14 protein-coding genes are annotated in these 15,772 nt (G+C 66.1%); 3 read left to right on the top strand and 11 right to left on the bottom strand.

Annotated features, from left to right (window positions below):
• The first annotated feature begins 3 nt into the window (after positions 1-3).
• Positions 4-2,100, top strand: a complete 2,097-nt coding sequence (locus tag PJW05_RS08405; protein WP_271411254.1) for a flagellar biosynthesis protein FlhA — start codon at positions 4-6, stop codon at positions 2,098-2,100.
• Between the two features lie 75 nt (positions 2,101-2,175).
• Here the strand turns inward: PJW05_RS08405 and PJW05_RS08400 are convergent, their stop codons facing one another.
• Positions 2,176-2,529 carry a PilZ domain-containing protein gene (locus PJW05_RS08400; protein ID WP_271411253.1) on the bottom strand — a complete coding sequence of 118 codons (354 nt, stop codon included), beginning with the start codon at positions 2,527-2,529 and terminating at the stop codon, positions 2,176-2,178.
• Positions 2,530-2,680: 151 nt separating this feature from the next.
• Between PJW05_RS08400 and PJW05_RS08395 the strand changes: the two genes are divergently transcribed.
• Positions 2,681-4,765, top strand: a complete 2,085-nt coding sequence (locus PJW05_RS08395; protein ID WP_271411252.1) for a TonB-dependent receptor family protein — start codon at positions 2,681-2,683, stop codon at positions 4,763-4,765.
• Between the two features lie 121 nt (positions 4,766-4,886).
• Positions 4,887-5,498, top strand: coding sequence for a LysE family translocator (locus PJW05_RS08390; protein ID WP_271411251.1), 612 nt, complete (start codon positions 4,887-4,889; stop codon positions 5,496-5,498).
• A gap of 90 nt (positions 5,499-5,588) precedes the next feature.
• Here PJW05_RS08390 and PJW05_RS08385 read toward each other — a convergent pair whose 3' ends face one another.
• The 10 genes from PJW05_RS08385 to ntrB form a co-directional block, all read right to left on the bottom strand.
• Complete coding sequence (locus PJW05_RS08385; RefSeq protein ID WP_271411250.1) at positions 5,589-6,440, bottom strand: universal stress protein; 852 nt, start codon at positions 6,438-6,440, stop codon at positions 5,589-5,591.
• A 14-nt stretch (positions 6,441-6,454) separates the two neighbouring features.
• Positions 6,455-7,942, bottom strand: a complete 1,488-nt coding sequence (locus tag PJW05_RS08380) for a SulP family inorganic anion transporter (protein ID WP_271411249.1) — start codon at positions 7,940-7,942, stop codon at positions 6,455-6,457.
• Between the two features lie 493 nt (positions 7,943-8,435).
• Positions 8,436-9,317 carry a sulfurtransferase gene (locus tag PJW05_RS08375; protein ID WP_271411248.1) on the bottom strand — a complete coding sequence of 294 codons (882 nt, stop codon included), beginning with the start codon at positions 9,315-9,317 and terminating at the stop codon, positions 8,436-8,438.
• Between the two features lie 67 nt (positions 9,318-9,384).
• Positions 9,385-9,834, bottom strand: coding sequence for a cyanase (gene cynS / locus PJW05_RS08370; RefSeq protein ID WP_271411247.1), 450 nt, complete (start codon positions 9,832-9,834; stop codon positions 9,385-9,387).
• A gap of 84 nt (positions 9,835-9,918) precedes the next feature.
• Complete coding sequence (locus PJW05_RS08365; protein ID WP_271411246.1) at positions 9,919-10,476, bottom strand: OsmC family protein; 558 nt, start codon at positions 10,474-10,476, stop codon at positions 9,919-9,921.
• Between the two features lie 444 nt (positions 10,477-10,920).
• On the bottom strand, positions 10,921-11,784 hold the full coding sequence (locus tag PJW05_RS08360) for an MBL fold metallo-hydrolase (protein WP_271411245.1): 864 nt from the start codon (positions 11,782-11,784) through the stop codon (positions 10,921-10,923).
• A 14-nt stretch (positions 11,785-11,798) separates the two neighbouring features.
• Positions 11,799-12,614 carry a sulfite exporter TauE/SafE family protein gene (locus PJW05_RS08355; RefSeq protein ID WP_271411244.1) on the bottom strand — a complete coding sequence of 272 codons (816 nt, stop codon included), beginning with the start codon at positions 12,612-12,614 and terminating at the stop codon, positions 11,799-11,801.
• A gap of 35 nt (positions 12,615-12,649) precedes the next feature.
• Positions 12,650-13,891, bottom strand: coding sequence for an alginate export family protein (locus PJW05_RS08350; protein WP_271411243.1), 1,242 nt, complete (start codon positions 13,889-13,891; stop codon positions 12,650-12,652).
• A 113-nt stretch (positions 13,892-14,004) separates the two neighbouring features.
• Positions 14,005-14,928: an ABC transporter ATP-binding protein gene (locus tag PJW05_RS08345; RefSeq protein WP_271411242.1), complete on the bottom strand. Its 924-nt coding sequence runs from the start codon at positions 14,926-14,928 to the stop codon at positions 14,005-14,007.
• Positions 14,918-15,772 carry a nitrate ABC transporter permease gene (gene ntrB / locus PJW05_RS08340; protein WP_271411241.1) on the bottom strand — a complete coding sequence of 285 codons (855 nt, stop codon included), beginning with the start codon at positions 15,770-15,772 and terminating at the stop codon, positions 14,918-14,920. The genes PJW05_RS08345 and ntrB overlap by 11 nt, the downstream gene beginning before the upstream one ends.

The raw sequence follows: 15,772 nt of genomic DNA, 5'->3' as shown, positions 1-15,772 counted from the left end.
CCCATGCGTTTACTCCAGCAACTGACCCCCACCCTGCGCAGCGGGCGCATCGGCATCCCGCTGGTGATCCTGTCCGTCCTGGCGATGATCATCCTGCCGCTGCCGCCGCTGATGCTGGACGCGCTCTTCACCTTCAACATCGGCATGGCGATCCTGGTGCTGATGGTGAGCGTGTCGTCGAAACGGCCGCTGGACTTCTCCCTGCTGCCGACGGTGATCCTGGTCACCACGCTGCTGCGCCTGTCGCTGAACGTGGCCTCCACCCGCGTGGTGCTGCTGGAGGGCCACACCGGTACCGGCGCCGCGGGCAAGGTGATCGAGGCCTTCGGCGAAGTGGTGATCGGCGGCAACTTCATCGTCGGCATGATCGTCTTCGTGATCCTGATGATCGTGAACTTCATGGTCATCACCAAGGGCGGCGAGCGGATCTCCGAAGTGACCGCGCGCTTCACCCTGGACGCCCTGCCCGGCAAGCAGATGGCCATCGACGCCGACCTCAATGCCGGCATCATCACCCAGGAAGAAGCCAAGGTACGGCGCCAGGAAGTGGCCAAGGAGGCCGACTTCTACGGTGCGATGGACGGCGCCTCGAAGTTCGTCCGCGGCGACGCCATCGCCGGCATCCTGGTGCTCCTGATCAACCTCTTCGGCGGTATCGCCATCGGCGTCTTCGTCCATGGCCTGGACGGCAGCCAGGCCTTCCAGCAGTACGCCATGCTGACCATCGGCGACGGCCTGGTGGCGCAGATTCCGGCGCTGCTGCTGTCCACCGCGGCGGCCATCATCGTGACCCGGGTCAACGAGTCGGCGGACATCACCAACCTGGTGCAGCGGCAACTGCTCGCCTCGCCTTCGGTGCTCTACACCGTGGCCGGCATCCTCACGGTACTCGGCCTGGTGCCGGGCATGCCGCACCTGGCCTTCCTCGGCTTCGCCGCGGTGATCGGCTACATCGGCTGGCGGGTATCGCTGGCCGAACCCATCGCCGAAGCGCAATCCCTGGAGCAGGTCCAGGCGCTGAGCAAGGCGATGGACCAGGAGCGCGCGCAGAACCTGGCCTGGGAAGACATCCCGCTGGTGGAGCGCCTGTCGATTTCCCTGGGCTACAAGCTGGTCGGCCTGGTCAGCGACGCCAGCGGCGCGCCCCTGGCGCAGCGGGTGCGCGGCGTGCGCCAGACGCTGTCGGAGAGCCTGGGCTTCCTCCTGCCGGAAGTGCAGATCCGCGACAGCCTGCGGCTCAAGGCCTCGCAGTACAGCATCCACATCAACGGCGAGCGCATCGACGGCGCCGAACTGCACGCCGACCGCCTGATGGCCATCCCCTCCCCCGAGGTCTACGGCGAGATCGACGGCATCCTCGGCATCGACCCGGCCTACCGCATGCAGGTGGTGTGGATCCTGCCCAGCGACAAGACCCGCGCGCTGAACCTCGGCTACCAGGTGATCGACTGCGCCAGCGTGGTGGCGACCCACCTGAACAAGGTGATTCGCGAGAACCTGCCGGACATCTTCAAGCACGACGACGTGGAGCACCTGATGCAGCGCCTGGCACTGCAGGCGCCCAAGCTGGCGGAGTCCCTGAAGACGCAGCTGAACTACGCCCAGCAGCACCGGGTATTCCGCCAGTTGCTGCAGGAAGAAGTGCCGCTGAAGGACATCGTGTCCATCGCCAGCGCCCTGCTGGAAGGCAGCGAAAGTACCAAGGACCCGGTGCTGCTGGCGTCGGACGTGCGCTATGCGCTGCGCCGCAGCATCGTCTCGCGGATCGCCGGGGATCGCAGCGAGATTGCCGTGTTCATCCTGGAAAACGCCCTGGAAAACACCCTGCTGGGCGCCCTCTCCATCGCCCAGCAGGCCGGCCCGGTGAGCCTGGACAACATCCCGGTGGAACCGGCGCTGCTCAACCAGCTGCAGAACGCCATGCCGGTGGTGAAGGAAAAGCTGCGCAAGGAAGGCCACCCGCCGATCCTCACCGTGATGCCGCAATTGCGCCCGCTGCTGGCCCGCTACGCCCGGGTGTTCAGCCCGGGCCTGCACGTGCTGTCGCAGAACGAGATTCCGGAGAAGGTGGGGGTGAACATCCTCGGCACCCTCGGCTGACCGACAGGCCCTCGCGGGGTGGCGGCTGTCTTAGCGTCACCCGGCAAGGCGCCGACCTGGAGGGTCCCGGTGGGCTCAGCTCTTCTGGGCGCGCACGAATCCCAGCGACGCATTCAGCGAGGCGACCATCTCGGTGAATTCCGGCGCCGGCCGGTCCAGGGCGAAGCCGATGTGGAAGCGGCCGCTCATGCCGTCCTTGCGTGACCACTGGCAGACCACGTGAATGTCCACCGAGCGGAAATGCCCTTCGCGCACCGGCACCTCCAGGCGCATTTCGAAACAGGCCCCTGGCGCCAACGGAGAAGGACTGACCAGCCTCAGGCCACCGACGGACAAGTCGGCGATATAGCCCATCGGCTCGCTGCTCAGGCGGTTGATGACATGGATACGGTCGATCTGGCGGAAGGTCAGGCGTCTGTGCTTGCGCATGCGATCTGGGTTCTTTTCCTGGGCGATCCGAGGGGCGGACCGCGTGTTGATTCCTCGCCCGCGCGCAGCCGGAGGGGCCGGGCGTATCGTGGCCGATGCTACCTTCAGGAAAGATCAACCAGTATCAAAAGCCATCAAAACGACCTCCATCATGGCTGCCACCCTCCTCCGCTGCGCCGCTGTCCTCTGCCTGCTGGCGTGCGGGGCGGCGACAGCGGCCGATCCGCCAGCGCCGAATGCCCCGCCACTGGTGATCAGTGGCAGCCGCTACCGCGCGCCGGCATTCGACCTGCCCTTCTCGGTGGACCGGGTCGACCCGCAGCCACGGGGTCAACCGGGCATCGATCTGTCCGAACCGCTTTCCGGCGTGCCCGGCCTGGCCATCCAGAACCGCCAGAACCATGCCCAGGAACCCCAGCTCTCCTCGCGCGGGTTCGGCGCCCGCTCGGCCTTCGGTGTGCGTGGCATCAAGCTGCTCAGCGACGGCATACCGGCCACGACGCCAGACGGCCAGGGCCAGGCCTCCAGCTTCGACCTGGACGTGCTCGGCCATATCGAAGTGCTGCGCGGCCCCTTCGCCAGCACCTACGGGAGCAATTCCGGCGGCGTGGTGCAGCTGTTCTCCCGCGACGGCGAAGGCTCGCCACGGCTGTCCGGCAGCACCACGCTCGGGTCCTGGGCGACCCAGCGGGAGCGCGTGACGCTGGAAGGTGGCGATGGCCACATCGGCTACCTGGTCAATCGCGCCCATTACGAGACCGACGGCTATCGCGACCACAGCGCGGCGCAGTTCGAAAAGTCCTTCGCCAAGCTGACCCTGCGCCCGGATGCCGACACGCGCCTGGCACTGATCTACAGCGACCTGAACCAGAACGGCACCCAGGACCCGCAGGGCCTGACCTGGGAGGCCTACCGCCAGGACCCGCGCGCGGTCTCGGCCACCACCCTGCTGTTCAATACCCGCAAGACCGTGGACCAGCGCCAGGGCGGCCTCAACCTCGAACGCCGGGTCGGCGAAGCCACCTGGCAAACCACCCTCTACAGCGGCACCCGGCGGGTGCTGCAGTTCCAGTCGATCCCGGTGGCGGCCCAGGTCAACCCGCGCCAAGCCGGCGGCGTGATCGATTTCGCGCGCGACTACCAGGGCATCGGCAGCCGCTGGATCCAGCCGTTCGACACCGGGCTGGGCCGTTTCACCGCCACCGCCGGAATCGATTACGACCGTTCCCGCGACGACCGCCAGGGCTACGAGAACTTCATCGGCGACAGCCTCGGGGTGAAGGGTGCGCTGCGCCGCGACGAACGCGACGCCGTGACCGGTACCTCGCCCTACCTGCAGCTTGCCTGGGAACGGCAGGACTTCCGCCTGCTGGGCGGGCTGCGGCACAACGAGGTGGCGTTCGACGTGGACGACCACTATCTGGCCAACGGCGACGACAGCGGCCGCGTCACCTACCGCAAGACCACGCCGAGCCTGGGCGCCACCTATGCCCTGACGCCGGAGCTGAATGTCTACGCCAGCTGGGCCAGGGGTTTCGAGACGCCCACCCTGAACGAGCTGTCCTACTCCGGCCCGGACGGAAGCTTCGGCTTCGACCTGCGGCCAGCCACCAGCGAGCAGGTCGAATTGGGCATCAAGGCGCTGCTGCCCGCCGACGGGCACCTGAACCTGGCGCTGTTCCATATCCTCACGGAGGATGAGCTGGTGGTGGCTTCCTCCGTCGGCGGCCGCACCCGCTACCAGAACGCCGCCCAGACCCGCCGCCAGGGGCTGGAACTGGGCCTGGAACACGCACTGGCCGCGCATTGGCGACTGGAACTCGCCTACACCTGGCTGGACGCCCGCTATTCCCAGGCCTTCATCAGTGCCGGCGAACCGATTCCCTCGGGCCGGCGCATGCCCGGCATCGCCGAACACAGCCTGTTCGCGCGCCTGGAATGGACGCCCCGCCCCGCCATCAGCGCCGGCCTGGAGGGACAACTGCGCAGCAGCCTGGAGGTGGAAGACGACAACCAGGCCCGCGCCGCGCCGGGCTACGCCCTGGCCAACGGGTACCTGCGCGTCGAACAGCGGTTGCGCCCCTGGACCTTCAGCCAGACCCTGCGCGTGAACAACCTGTTCGACCGCGACTACGTCGGTTCGGTGATCATCGGCGAGGCCAACCAACGCTTCTACGAAGCCGGCGCCGGCCGCAGCTGGTATGCGGGAGTCGATCTGGAATACGTCTTCGAGTGACCCTTCCGACTGGCCGGCGCCCGCCAGCGCGCCTGACACCGGCGCTTTTCCGCCCGGCAGGCCTTCTGTGTAACGCCCGACGCCCCTAGACTGCAGCGCAGGAATCCACGAGGAAGCGCACATGGCTGCCGATACCTGGCTGCTCTACTTCATCGCCACCATCGGCCTGGCGCTGACACCCGGTCCGAACAGCCTGCTGGCCCTGACCCACGGCGCCCTGCACGGTTCGACGCGCACGCTGTTCACCATCATCGGCGGCGTCACCGGGTTCAGCCTGCTGATCGCACTGGCGATGTTCGGGCTGGGCGCCCTGCTGCAGACCTCGTCGGCCGCGCTGACGGTGCTGAAGTGGCTGGGCGGGGCTTATCTGGTATGGCTGGGTATCCAGCTGTGGCGGGCGCCGGCATTACACCTGACCCCCCTCGCCGGTGCCACGGCGACGCCCGTCACCACGCTGTTCCGCCAGGGCTTCCTGTCGGCGATCTCCAACCCCAAGGTGCTGCTTTTCTACGGTGCCTTCCTGCCGCAGTTCCTCGACCTGCAGCGCTCCCTGGTCAGCCAGTTCATCGTCATGGCGCTGACCTTCGTGGCGGTGGAGTTCCTGGTGGAGTACCTGCTGGCACGCCTGGCATTCAAGATCCGCCCCTGGCTGGAGCGCGGCGGCAAGGGCTTCAATCGCGGCTGCGGCACGCTGTTCGCGCTGATCGGCGCGGCCTTGCCGATGACGCGCTGAGGGCGGCGAACGCCACCCGCCGAATCGACGGTGCGACCCCTTGAGCCCGGCTGGGCAATCAGCCCGCCGGGCCTTCGTCGACGCGTCCGCTCAACGCAACAGCAACAGGGGGGTGACGCTGGTCGCCAGCATGTTCGCCGTGGTGCTGCCCACCAGGAACTGGCGAATGCGCGAGTGACCGTAAGCCCCCATCACCACCAGGTCGATAGCGTGTTCGGCCTGGTAGGCATGCAGAGAAGGCTCCACCTCGCCAGCGCGGACCGCCGTGCTCACAGCGAATCCGGCGGCCTGCAGAACCGTACGGGCCGAATCCAGTTGCGCACGCGTGTCGGCGGTGTCCGAACCGATTGTCACGAGGTGGATGGGCAGCCCTTTGAACAGCGGGCTGGCAGCCAGCATGTCGACGCCCTTGCGGGTGGTCGCGCTGCCGTCGAAGGCCAGCATCAGGCTCTCTGGCGCCTTGAAGGTCGTCGGGGTCACCAGAATGGGTCGGTGCAGGGTGCGAACCACCGTTTCCACATGGCTGCCAACGTGGCGCCCTGAACCGCCATGGGCTTCCCCGCCCTTACCTATCACCAGCAGGCGGGTCTGCCCTTCCAGCTCCCGCAGGCTGTCCAGCAGGTCGCCATGACGCTGCCTCGACTCGGGATTCGCAACACCGTCGGCCAGGGCGCGCTCCTTGGCCGCCGCGAGCATGATGCGCCCCTCCTCCAGGGCCAGCTTGCTGCGTTGCTGATCGAGTGCGGCCAGCTCCTCCAGGAGGTGTTCGCGGCTGCCCAGCCCGATGTTGCCGCTGAGATCCGTCCGGGTCGGATACTGCCGCTGATCCAGGACGTGCAGGAACGTCAGCGGTGCGCCGAGACGCAGGCTCGCCCAGGCGGCGTAGTCACACAGCGCCGGAGAGGACGTGGAACCGTCGATGCAAGCGATTACGTGGGTCATGGTCGTTCTCCCTTTCAGTGGCCCATGAGCGAGTCAATGGAATCCGGTTTGTCGTGCACACCGAAGCGGTCAACGATGGTGGCACTGGCCTGGTTGAGCCCCAGCACCTCGACATCCACGCCCTCGCGGCGCAGCTTGATCACCACCTTGTCCAGCGCGGCGACCGCGGTGATGTCCCAGAAGTGGGCGCGGCTGAGGTCGATGGTGACTTTGCTCAGTGCTTCCTTGAAATCGAACGCGGCCGCGAATTTCTCCGCCGAGCTGAAGAACACCTGCCCGACGACCTTGTACGTGCGGTGCTCACCCGCGCCATCGAGTTCGGAACCGATATCCAGGTAATGCCCCACCTTGTTGGCGAAGAACAGGGCGGCCAGCAACACGCCGACCAGCACGCCGTAGGCCAGGTTATGGGTGAAGACGACGACCACGACTGTCGCCACCATCACGATATTGGTCGACAGGGGGAATTTGCCCAGGTTGCGCACGGAGTCCCAGCTGAACGTACCGATGGACACCATGATCATCACGGCGACCAGGGCCGCCATCGGAATCTGGCGCACCCAGTCGCTGAGGAACACCACCATCAACAGCAACACCACACCGGCGACCAGGCAGGACAGACGGGTACGTCCGCCCGATTTCACGTTGATCACCGACTGGCCGATCATGGCGCAACCGGCCATGCCCCCCATCAGGCCCGCGGCGATGTTGGCAACCCCCTGGCCCTTGCACTCGCGGTTCTTGTCGCTGGTCGTATCCGTCAGGTCGTCGACGATGGTGGCCGTCATCATCGACTCCAGCAGCCCCACGACCGCCAGGGCGGCCGAGTAAGGGAAGATGATGGCCAGCGTCTCGAAGGTCAGCGGAACGTCGGGCCAGAGGAACACCGGCAACGTGTCCGGCAACTGCCCCATGTCGCCCACGGTACGGATATCCAGCCCCAGATAGATGGAGATGGCGGTCAGCAGCAGAATGCACACCAGCGGCGAGGGAATGACCTTGCCCAGTTTCGGCACGTAGGGGAACAGGTAAATGATCCCGAGACCCGCCGCGGTCATCGCATAGACGTGCCAGGTGACGTTGGTCAGTTCCGGTAGCTGGGCCATGAAGATCAGGATCGCCAGCGCATTGACGAATCCGGTCACCACCGACCGCGAGACGAAGCGCATCAGCGAACCGAGCTTGAGGTAGCCGGCGACGATCTGGAACACGCCGCACAGCAACGTCGCCGCCAGCAGGTACTCGAGCCCGTGATTCTTCACCAGGGTGAGCATCAGCAGGGCCATGGCCCCGGTGGCGGCGGAAATCATTCCCGGACGTCCGCCCACGAACGCGATCACCACCGCGATGCAGAAGGACGCGTACAGCCCCACCTTGGGATCGACCCCGGCGATGATCGAAAAGGCGATCGCCTCCGGTATCAGGGCGAGTGCCACCACCAGTCCGGCGAGCACATCGCCACGGATATTGGAAAACCAGTTCTGTTTGATTGTCTGAAGCATCGTGACGTCCAAAGCAAAGGCATCGACCGGCACACCGGGCAGCAGCGAGCAGGCGAGTACGGATTTCGGATTGTTTGGGTTCAGGAGGCAGCCGGGCCGGCAAGGGAAGCGGACAGGCAGCGGCGCGCGACCGCTGGACAAGGCAAGCAGTCACGGGTAACGCGGGGGGCGAAACGCTATGGCGGAGTGGGCAGCCAAGTCATTCGAAGGGACACGCTCATGGGACTTCGGGGAGTCTCGGGGTGAATTGCGGACGGCATGGTACAGGAAGCAAGCCTGCTTTTCGACCCGGACCGGCCACCGGGTCGAAAAAGCCGCCGGGGCGCTCGATTTCCCGGCGGGGCGCCGATAACGGCTGCGGGCGAGGGTTTCACAGCAGCGCTTGCGCCCCAGGGGCGAGGCCCGGACGCCCCGGAAGCGGCTGGCGTCCGAAGCGATCCGAGCAACGTCCGGCCAGGCAGTTGGTCAGCGTGCCGGAGCCCCCGCGCCGACCTCAGCCTGCCAGGGGCAACATGCGCACCGCACCCTTCGGAAGGCCGCTTTCGATGGGCAGGCTTTCGTCCCGCGACCACTCGTTCCAGGAACCGAGGTAGATGCGCAAGCGGGTGAACCCCGCCAGTTGCATGGCGACGAAGGTGTTGGCTGCCCGCGCGCCCTTGAAGCAGTAGATGATGATGTCATCGTCGGGCCTCAGCCCCCGCTCGGTCGCCAGGGCACGGACCTGCTCGGCGGACTTGAACGCCGCGATCGGCTGGCTGGTGTCCATCAGCTCGTACCACTCCAGCCAAACCGCACCGGGGATGCGGCCCTTGCGCGGCGCGAAATCCTTGCCGTAAGGAGACGAACTCTCGGCCAGCCACTCATCCTTGTCGCGGTTGTCGAGCAACTTGATCGCGGGATCGGCCAGAGCCGCGAGCATCTGCTCCTTGGTCACCAGCAGCTCGGCACGCGGTCGCAGCGGGAAGCTGACCGAGTCCGGCGTGACCGCGGCGGTGTCGACCGTGCCGCCGAACGCCTGCCAGGCCCGCAGGCCGCCATCGAGAATGCCGACCTTTGGATACCCCAGGTACTGCAGCAGCCAGAGACCTCGGCAGGAGCCGCCGTAGCGGGTATTCAGTGCATCCTCGTAGACGATGGCCACCTTCTGGCCATCGAGCCCGACCTTGCCGAACACCTCGGCGAACTGCGCCTGCAAGGCTTGCAGACCCTCGGGGCTGGTTTCCGCCAGGTAGGAGAAAACGTCCGGCGCATTGACTGCGCCACTGATGTGTCCGGCCTGGTAGCTCTCGCGGTCACGGATGTCGACCACTATGGCCTGGCCGGCCTGAATGAGGGCTGCGACTTCTTCGGGCCTGAAAAGGAGCTGATTGTCCATGATTCCATCCTCGTCTGATCGGGGCCGGCCAGCCGCAGCTGGCCGGGAGTGGAGGCTGGCGCCTGAATCAGTAGCTCTTGTAGGGCAGGAACTTGCCGGACAGCACCACGTTGACGCGGTCCCCCTTGGGGTCGGCCTGACGCTGGATGTCCATCGAGAAGTCGATGGCGCTCATGATGCCGTCACCGAACTCCTCGTGGATCAGCTCCTTGATGGTGGTGCCGTAGACACTGACGATCTCGTACCAGCGATAGATCAGCGGATCGGAGGGCACGGCGCTCGGCAGCGAGCCCTTGTACGGCACGATCTGCAGCCAGGCCACCGCCTCATCAGGCAGATCGAACAGCTTGCCGAGGGTTTCCGCCTGGGCCTTGTCGAAGGTCATCTGACCCAGGCAGCCGGCGGTGGTCCACTCCTTGGACAGGCCGATGGTTTCGGCGACATGCCCCCATTTCAGGCCTTTGCTGACCTTGGCGGCCAGGATCATTTTGGTCACGTCTTCACGGCTGGAAATCATGATGCGTTCCTCATTCGGTTAGGCATGCGGACAGCGCGGGATGACAGCTGCCAGCAGAAGTGATTGGCAAGGCAGCAGGCCGGCTCAGTCAGCCAGGGCGATGCTGAACGGAATCGGGTTGCGCAGGGTGTTGGCCACCGGCGAGTAGAAGTTGGCGTGCCTGACGATCTCGTCCAGTTCCTCGCGGCTCGCGTCGCCTTCCACCAGCACCTTCACGCGGATCGCCTGGAAGCCCATCTGCTCCGGCTGCATCTGCGCACCACCGGCGCCCCACGCCGCCGGGTTGCCGATGTCGGCCTCGAGGAAGATTTCCAGCTTGCTCAGTTTCACCTGCTTCCAGGTCGCCACCGCCGTGATGCCCACGGCCAGGCAGCCACCCAGCCCGGAAAGCACGATCTCGCCCGGTGCCGGCGCGGTGTCCTCGCCGAACAGGTGCAGCGGCTCATCGACCACGACCGCTTCGTGATCGCCCACGTAGCTCAGGCTGCGGTACATCCCCTGCATCACCGTGTGGACCTTGTTGGTGCCACGGCTGGCGGGGTTGTTGCGGCCCTTCTCGGCGAAGGCCAGCAGGCCCTCGCGGTCGATCGGTTTCAGGTAGGTCTTCAGGGTGGTCGGGCAAGTCTCGGTTGCAGCAGACATGGCATTCTCCATCGGGTGTTGATCGAGCAGTGACGGCTCGTTTGGACTCGTATGCTCTTTTGCAGCGAGTGTGCCAACCCACACCAACCCGCCACGACACGAAAATTAATCCTTTACAATCAGTCTCTTACAATTTTCAAAGGCCATACGCAGCCCATTGCCCAGCAAGCGGCGCCCTGGGCCAGCACCGGACATTGAAGACAATGTCGACAATGTCCGGTGAAGACTGGACCTATGCCGCACCGTGAATGGCCGCCTCGGACGTTGGCAAAAGTGCCGGAACGCCGGGGAGTCACTCGACGGATGCGGGCGTCAGGGGTGCAAGGGCTGAAACGGGAACCGACAGGCACTGTGGCCTGTTCAGGGAGGAAGGCTGCGGCGAGGGCGCCACTTGCCGATGGACGGACCAGGGGCGGCTAACGCGCCCAGGCCGGTACGCGCGCTTCAGAGGCCATCAATCGGCATCTTCATATACCGCACCCCATTGCCCTCCGGCTCCGGCAGTACACCGGCGCGGATGTTCACCTGGATCGACGGCAACAGCAGGTTGGGCATGTCGAGCTGGGCATCGCGCTGGCGGCGCATGGCGACGAAGTCGCCCTCGCCCACGCCATCACGCACGTGGAGGTTCGTGGCGCGCTGTTCGGCCACCGTGCACTCGGCGATCGGCTGGCGTCCGGGCGGAGGGTAGTCGTGGCACATGAAAAGGCGGGTTTCCCCCGGCAGCGCGAGCAGGCGACGAGCCGAGTTGTAGAGCTGGCTGGCGGAGCCGCCTGGGAAGTCGCAGCGGGCGGTGCCGACATCCGGCGGGAACAGGGTGTCGCCGACGAACACCAGCACCTCCTCCACCTGGAACGCCAGGTCCGCCGGCGTATGGCCAGGGACGTGCAGGGCTCGGGCGCGCAGTTCGCCGATGGCGAACGCCTCGTCAGCCTGGAACAGGTGATCGAACTGGCCGTGGGCCGCGCAATAGTCGGCGGGCAGGTTGTAGATCCCCCGGAAGACCTGCTGCACCTGGCGGATGGCCTCGCTGGCGCCGATCCGCCCGCCCAGGCGTTCGCGCAGGTAGGCCGCGCCGGAAAGGTGGTCGGCATGCGCGTGGGTTTCCAGCAGCCACTGCACACTGAGGCCTTGCTGGAGCACGTAGTCGAGGATGGCATCGGCAGCGCGGGTGTCGGTGCGCCCGGACTTCGGGTCATAGCCGAGCACCGAATCGATGATGGCGCAGGGCGTGCCCGGCCCACCGTGCACCACATGACTGAAGGTCGAGGTCGGTTCGTCGAAAAAGCTTTCCACATGAGGCGGCATGGAGGCTCCGGTGATCAGAGAAACGGCAGAAGGGGTACGAGGGCCTTGCTCAGCAGCAACAGCGCGGCCAGGCCGGCCAACAGGGCAAAACCCAGCTGCAGGTGGCGGGCTGGCACCCGTGGCGACAGCAGGCGACCGCCGAGCATTCCGCCACCCGCGGCGGCGATGAACACCCAGGCTGCGGAGGGCAGCGTGCCCCCCGTCCACAGGAAGCCGGTCACGGTCGTGGCCGAGATCAGCGCGATCACCATCAGTGAGGTAGCGACAATGCCGTGCATGCCGAGGTTGCTGAACTGGCGCACGCCAGGAACGATCAGAAATCCACCGCCGACGCCGAGCAGGCCACTGCACAGCCCCGACAACCCGCCGATGGCGGACAAGCTGATGAAGCAGCGCGCGTTCCAGCGAAAGCGCCCGGTAGCGACATTGATCATGCAGTTCCTGCCCAGCGTCTCAGGCAGCGCCCCCGGCGCCTGTGCGCTCAGCGCCTGGCCAGCCATGCGGGCGGCGATCAGTAGCAGCACGGCGCAGAACAGCAGCATCAGCGCCGTGACGGGCAGGGTCCGCGCCAGCTGCAGTCCCAGCGGGGCGCAGATGGCGCCGCCCAGCGCCATCAGCAGCGCCGCTTTGTAGCGCACCAACCCACGGCGCAAGCCGTCCAGGCAGCCGAGCATCGCCGCGGCGCCGACCGCAATCAGTGCCACCGGCGTGGCCTCGGGCAAGCTGTAACCCAGCCCGAGCATGAGGGCCGGCACCGCCAACACCCCTCCGCCTCCGGTCAGGCCCAGTGCAACGCCCACGCCCAGTCCGTAGAGCATTTCCAGCAGCATGCGTCCTCCTGCGCCCGGCGGGCGCCCATTGCCGTTCAGTAGCGGTACTGAAGCTGCAGCCAGAACTTGTCGGTATCCACGCCGAACTGGTCGGCGTCGTAGCGGGCGTACTTGGCCATGGCCGACAGGTTCTTGATCTGGGGGATCGGGCGGCTGTAGGCCAGGTCCAGCTCCTTGCCGTAGTGGGCGCCGCCCTGGTCGGCGCGGAAGTCGTGGTACCAGACCTGCAGGCTGCCCCCCAGCAGGGGCAGGCTGCCACCGACGTAGCGGTCGCGGATGCCATCGGCCGGGGTGATGAGGAACTGGTCAGCCCAGCCCTGGAACAGGTGCTTGGTCGCCAGCGGGGTCTGGAAGGCGCGGTTGCCCGGCCCATTCTCCCCGCCAAGCACCTCGTAGCCGACCTTGGCCAGGTAACCGCCGTACTGGTAACCCAGTTCGCCGAGGACATAGTGGCTGTTCAGCGCCAGCGGGTTGCCGGCGTAATCACGCTGGCGGGCATATTCCAGCGCATAGCTGAAACCATTGCGCACGCCGGTGAGGCGCAGGCCGCTGGTGCGGCTGGACTGGCTGCCCGGTGCCGCGGCCGGCGCCAGCGCCAGGTTGTCGAGGCCGAGCAGGTAGCTGTAGGCGCTGACCTTCAGTTCCGCACGCCAGGCATAGGCGAGGTTGAACAGTTGGCTGTGCCCCTCGATGTTCGCCGGGTTGGTCGGATAGCCATGCTGTCCGTCGGGACCGAACGGGGTGTTGACGTTGTCCAGGTAGGCGTAGGTCAGGGTCAGCCCGTCGAGCGGCCGCCACTGGGCAAGCGCACCGTCGTAGGTCTGCTCGTTCTGCCGCCAGGCGACGCTACCGACGAAGCGCTGGTTGTCCAGCTCGATGCGCTGGCGGCCGACCACCGCGCTACCCCGCCCATGCTCGTAGCGCAGCAGCGCCTGATTGATTTCCGTACCGTCAGGGTCGCCAACCAGCGGGTACTGAACGCGACCATTGCGGGTATCGTTGAAACGCTCCTCGCCGATGTGACTGACGTTGTCGACCTCGAACAGTCCGGAAAAACCGTACCAGCTGCCGCTCTGGAAGCCGGCGCGGGTGCGCAGGGTCTGGGCGTCGGCATGCTCGCCGGCGTTGTCCTGATCGACGCGCTCGTAGCGATAGCGCAGATCGAGCAGCGGCTTGCCCTGGGTGAACAGGTTGGCAAGGTGTTCTTCGGCCTGGGCCACGACTGGCGCAGTCGCGGCGAACAGCAGGGGGCAAAGCAGCAGAGGGTTGGCTCGCATGGGGGCTTTCCTGGCATGTTTTCAGGGCGCACCTTCCCCGTGCCGCCAGTACTGGCGTGCTGGCGGCCGTTAGCGGGTCGGCGAAGCGGGAAAGGGCGTTACCGGCGGGTCGATCAGGCGACGATGCGCATCGTGGAGGTCTGCGGTTGATCCGGCCCCGGCGGCGGCTCGTCGCCTTCCAGTCCGGGCCTGACGATCAGCGGCTCACCGCCGGACTCCGCATCCGTCTCCCCCTGCTGGATGGCCCTGGAGCGGCGCACCAGAAAGTCCACCAGGTGGTTGCGGATACGGTAGTACTGCGGATCGTGGTGCAGGGTTTCGCGGGTCCGCTCGCGCGGCAGGGTGTTGATCACGATCTCGGCCACCCGGGCGCGCGGTCCATTGCTCATCAGCATGACCTTGTCAGCCAGCAGGATTGCCTCGTCGACGTCATGGGTGATCATGAACACCGTCTGCCGGGTCGCCGAACAGATCTTCAGCAGTTCATCCTGGATCACGCCGCGAGTCAGCGCGTCCAGCGCGCCGAACGGCTCGTCCATCAGCAGCATCTTCGGCTCCACCGCGAAGGCGCGGGCAATGCCGACGCGCTGCTTCATGCCTCCGGACAGCTCGCTGGGCTTCTTCTGCGCCGCGACCTTGAGGCCGACCATGTCGAGGAAGCGGGCACCATGCTCGGCCACCTGCTTGCGCGACCAGGCCGGATAGCGCGAACGCACGGCGAAGGCGATGTTCTGCTCGACGCTCAGCCAGGGCAGCAGCGCATGGCTCTGGAACACCACGCCACGGTCCAGGCTGGGACCGGAGATTTCCTTGCCCGCCATCACCACCCCGCCGCTGCTGGCCTCTTCCAGGCCGGCGATGACGTTGAGGATGGTGCTCTTGCCGCAGCCCGAGTGGCCGATGATGCAGATGAACTCGCCCTGCTGGATGCTGAAGTTGATGTTCTCGAACACCGGCGGCTGATCGTCGCGATAACGCTTGGTCAAGCCTTCCACCTTGATGAAGGGGACACCGTGCTTGTGAGCTTCATTCGACATAGGTCACCTTCTTTTGCAGGCTGGCGAAGAGGAGATCGAGGAGCATGCCGATCACGCCGATCATCAGCACGGCGAAGATCACGTTGCCCAGGGACAGGTTGTTCCATTCGTTCCACACGAAGTAGCCGATGCCGGTACCGCCGATCAGCATTTCCGCGGCGACGATCACCAGCCAGGCGATACCCATGGAGATGCGCATGCCGGTGATGATGGTCGGCGCGGCCGCGGGCAGAACCACCTGGAAGGCCTTGCGCAGCGGGCCGACCTCGAGGGTGCGGGCGACGTTGAGCCAGTCCTTGCGGACCCCTGCGACGCCGAAGGCGGTGTTGATCAGCATCGGCCAGACCGAGCAGATGAAGATCACGAAGATCGCCGAGGTGGTGGAGTCCTTGATGGTGTACAACGCGATCGGCATCCAGGCCAGAGGCGAGATCGGCTTGAGCACCTGGATGAACGGATCGAACGCCTTGTAGAGCAGTGGCGACATGCCGATCACGAAACCCAGCGGGATCGCCACCAGCGCGGCGATCAGGTAGCCGAGGCCTACGCGCCCCAGCGAGTGCACCAACTGGATACCGATGCCCTTGTCATTCGGTCCGTTGTCGTAGAAGGGATCGCGGAGTTGCTCCCAGGCCAGTTCGGCGAACTGCAGCGGGCTAGGCATGCCGTTGATCTTCTGGCTCTCGCCGCTCGTGGCCTGCCCCATCAGCAGGGCGTACTCCTCATCCATCGCGCTTGCGGCAACCTGCTTGTCGGGCAGGGTCGACACCTGCCAGACCATCAGCAGCACCAGCAGCATCACCAGCGACAGCAAGGCGGATTTCAGTCGTATCGACTTGTTCAT

It is taken from the genome of Pseudomonas sp. Q1-7 (genome assembly GCF_028010285.1).
Classification (GTDB): domain Bacteria; phylum Pseudomonadota; class Gammaproteobacteria; order Pseudomonadales; family Pseudomonadaceae; genus Metapseudomonas.
This window is presented reverse-complemented; position numbering and strand designations above follow the sequence as displayed.